The organism is Sphingopyxis sp. (assembly GCF_035250425.1).
GTDB lineage: Bacteria > Pseudomonadota > Alphaproteobacteria > Sphingomonadales > Sphingomonadaceae > Sphingopyxis.
Map to the genome: position 1 here is coordinate 1 of NZ_DATFFD010000018.1, position 2569 is coordinate 2569.

4 protein-coding genes are annotated in these 2569 nt (G+C 66.8%); 3 read left to right on the forward strand and 1 reads right to left on the reverse strand.

From position 1 onward, the window contains the following. From VJ811_RS01250 to VJ811_RS01260, 3 genes are all read left to right on the forward strand, one after another. Positions 1-319, forward strand: a 319-nt coding sequence (locus tag VJ811_RS01250; protein ID WP_324070409.1) for a hypothetical protein, incomplete at its 5' end; no start/stop codon positions are given. A gap of 32 nt (positions 320-351) precedes the next feature. Then, positions 352-918: a hypothetical protein gene (locus VJ811_RS01255; RefSeq protein ID WP_324070411.1), complete on the forward strand. Its 567-nt coding sequence runs from the start codon at positions 352-354 to the stop codon at positions 916-918. A 114-nt stretch (positions 919-1032) separates the two neighbouring features. Then, positions 1033-1494 carry a DNA starvation/stationary phase protection protein gene (locus VJ811_RS01260; protein ID WP_324070413.1) on the forward strand — a complete coding sequence of 154 codons (462 nt, stop codon included), beginning with the start codon at positions 1033-1035 and terminating at the stop codon, positions 1492-1494. 257 nt (positions 1495-1751) lie between these two features. On the opposite strand, the gene VJ811_RS01265 is transcribed toward VJ811_RS01260, so the two are convergent. Beyond that, complete coding sequence (locus tag VJ811_RS01265; RefSeq protein WP_324070414.1) at positions 1752-2537, reverse strand: cold-shock protein; 786 nt, start codon at positions 2535-2537, stop codon at positions 1752-1754. Positions 2538-2569 lie beyond the last annotated feature (32 nt).

Below are 2569 nucleotides of genomic sequence, written 5' to 3' on the forward strand. Positions count from 1 at the left end.
GACCGACCCATATCTCGACATCCAGAACCGGATCACCGGACAGATCGGAGCGCTGGCCGAAGCGCTGCCGCACTGCGCGCTGGCGCAGATCGTGCAGGGGATCGACGATATCCGCTGCCTCGCGCGCGACAATGGTTTTGCTGCGGTCGAGACCTTGGCGAGCCGGCTCGAATCGGCGGTCGCGGGGGGCGGTTATCGCGCCGCGATCCTGACCTATCTCGACGCGATGAGCGACGCGGCGGCGGTGCCGCGGGGGCCGCTGCCGTTTGCTGCGCAGGAAGCGTGGCTCGCGTCGGTTGCGGTGCGCTTGGGTCATTGACCGCGCCCGTTTGACACTTCAGATCCGACGTCATGGATGCAATCATGCTTGCGCTGGTGGCGGTGCTGCTCGCCAATGCCGACGGGCGCAGCGGAATCGCGCTGTCGCGGCTGGTGAGCGCGCGCAGCGACTGGCGCGTCACGGTGGTCATCGCTTTTGCGGCTTTCATCGTCAACGCGGTCATCGCCGCGGTCGCCGGCGCGATCGCCAACGGGATGATCGGGCAGGGAGTGGCGGCGCTGCTCGTCGCGCTCGCGATGTTGTCGGCGGCGGCCGCTTTGTTGTGGCGGATGAAACCGGCGTCCGATGCGGGCGCGGATGACGCGTCTCCGGTCCTGCTTGCCGGCCGGATGCTCGCGAACCAGTTCGGTGATCGCAGTCATTTTCTGATCGGCGCGCTCGCCGCGACGAGCGGTGCGGGGCAATGGGCGGCCGCCGGCGGGCTGGTCGGCTGGACGCTGGCGATGCTGCCCTTCCTCGCCTTTGGCCCGGCGCTCGCCGAACGGCGCGCGGCGCGGAACCTGCGCTGGGTGGCGGCCGCGACCCTGATCCTCTGGGGTCTGCGGACCGCGCTGGGGGCGTTCGGATTGATCGGATGATGCGTTGGGTTGGTTCGGTTTCATCGTTTTTATCGATGAAACTCACCCAAAGCTTCAATGGGAAAGTGGCGCCTGGCTTCGCTATATCGGCGGGACAACAGAAAGGATGCTCCCATGTCCGACAAAAATGACAATGCGCCCGCCGTCGCCGATGCGCTGAATGCGCTGCTCGCCGACAGTTTCGCGCTTTATCTGAAGACGAAAAACTATCACTGGCACGTCCAGGGTCCGCATTTTCGCGAGCTGCACCTGCTGTTCGACGAGCAGGCGGCGCAGATTTTCAGGGCGACCGACCTGATCGCCGAGCGCGTGCGCAAAAATGGCGCGCCGACGCTGCGTTCGATCGGCGACGTCGGCCGCCGCGCGTCGATCCGCGACGATGACAGCGCGGGCGCCGACGCCGAGGCGATGATCCGCGCGCTGGCCGGCGATAACAAGGTCCTGCTGGGTCAGCTCAAGGCGGTGAAGGCCGCGGCCGAAGCCGATGGCGACATTGCGACGAGCGGGCTGGTCGACGGCTGGGCCGATGAGACGCAGCAGCGCATCTGGTTCCTGGAGGCGACGCTGGGGTATTGATGGCGCGCCCGTCCTTCTCCCTCGATGGGAGAAGGATACGCAGCCTTGGCGCGAAGCGACTAGGCGAAGTTGGATGAGGGTGAAGGCGCGTCCCTCGCGCCGTTGGTTTCAGGCCGCGACCACACCCCCTCCGCTGCGACTATGCCAGCAAGCTGGCAAGTCTCGCTGCCTCCCCCATCAAGGGGGAGGGTCACGGCACCACAAACAAAAAGGGCGGCCCGAGAGCCGCCCTTTTCGTTTTCCGGTTATCCCGCCGATCAGTCCTGATGCGGCTGGATGTTCACCGCGGCGAACTTGCCGCGGTCGTCGACTTCGATGTCGAACGCGACGCGGTCGCCTTCGTCGAGGCCCGCCATGCCGGCGCGCTGCACCGCGCTGATGTGGACAAAGGCATCGGCCTGTCCGTCGTCGCGCGCGATAAAGCCGAAGCCCTTCGTCGTATTGAAGAATTTGACGGTGCCCGAGGTGCGTTCACCGGTCAGCTGACGGCGGCCGCGGGCGCCGCCCGGGGCGCCACCGGGTGCGCCGCGATCGTCGCGTGCACGCGGAGCGAATTCCTCGACCGGCATCGGTTCGCCTTCGATCTTGAGATCGATGGCCGAGACCTTGCCGTTGCGTTCGACGAGCGTGAAGCCGAGCGGCTGGCCCGAAGCGAGACCCTGAAGCCCCGCCTGTTCGACCGCGCTGATGTGGACGAACACGTCTTCGCCGCCATCGTCGCGGGCGACGAAACCGAAGCCCTTTGCCGCGTTGAAGAATTTCACCGTGCCATTGCCTTCGCCGACGACCTGCGCGGGCATGCCGCCTCCACGTCCGCCGCCGAAACCACCGCCGCCGCCGCCGAAGCCGCCGCCACGGTCGCCACCACCGAAGCCGCCGCGATCGCCGCCGCCAAAGCCTCCGCGGTCACGGTCGCCGAAACCGCCGCGACCGCCGCCGTAGCTGTCGCCGCCATAGGGTGCAGGTTCGAAGCTGTCGAAATTGCCGAAATCATCGCGCTTGCCGCGTCCACGCTGGCCGCGCCGATCCTTGTTGAAACTCATAGTCTATTAGTCGCTTTCGGTCGTCCACACCC

Coding starts and splice junctions, on each gene's coding strand:
- VJ811_RS01255 (WP_324070411.1), top strand. CDS start 352: ATGGATGCAATCATGCTTGCGCTGGTGGCGGTGCTGCTCGCCAATGCC.
- VJ811_RS01260 (WP_324070413.1), top strand. CDS start 1,033: ATGTCCGACAAAAATGACAATGCGCCCGCCGTCGCCGATGCGCTGAAT.
- VJ811_RS01265 (WP_324070414.1), bottom strand. CDS start 2,537: ATGAGTTTCAACAAGGATCGGCGCGGCCAGCGTGGACGCGGCAAGCGC.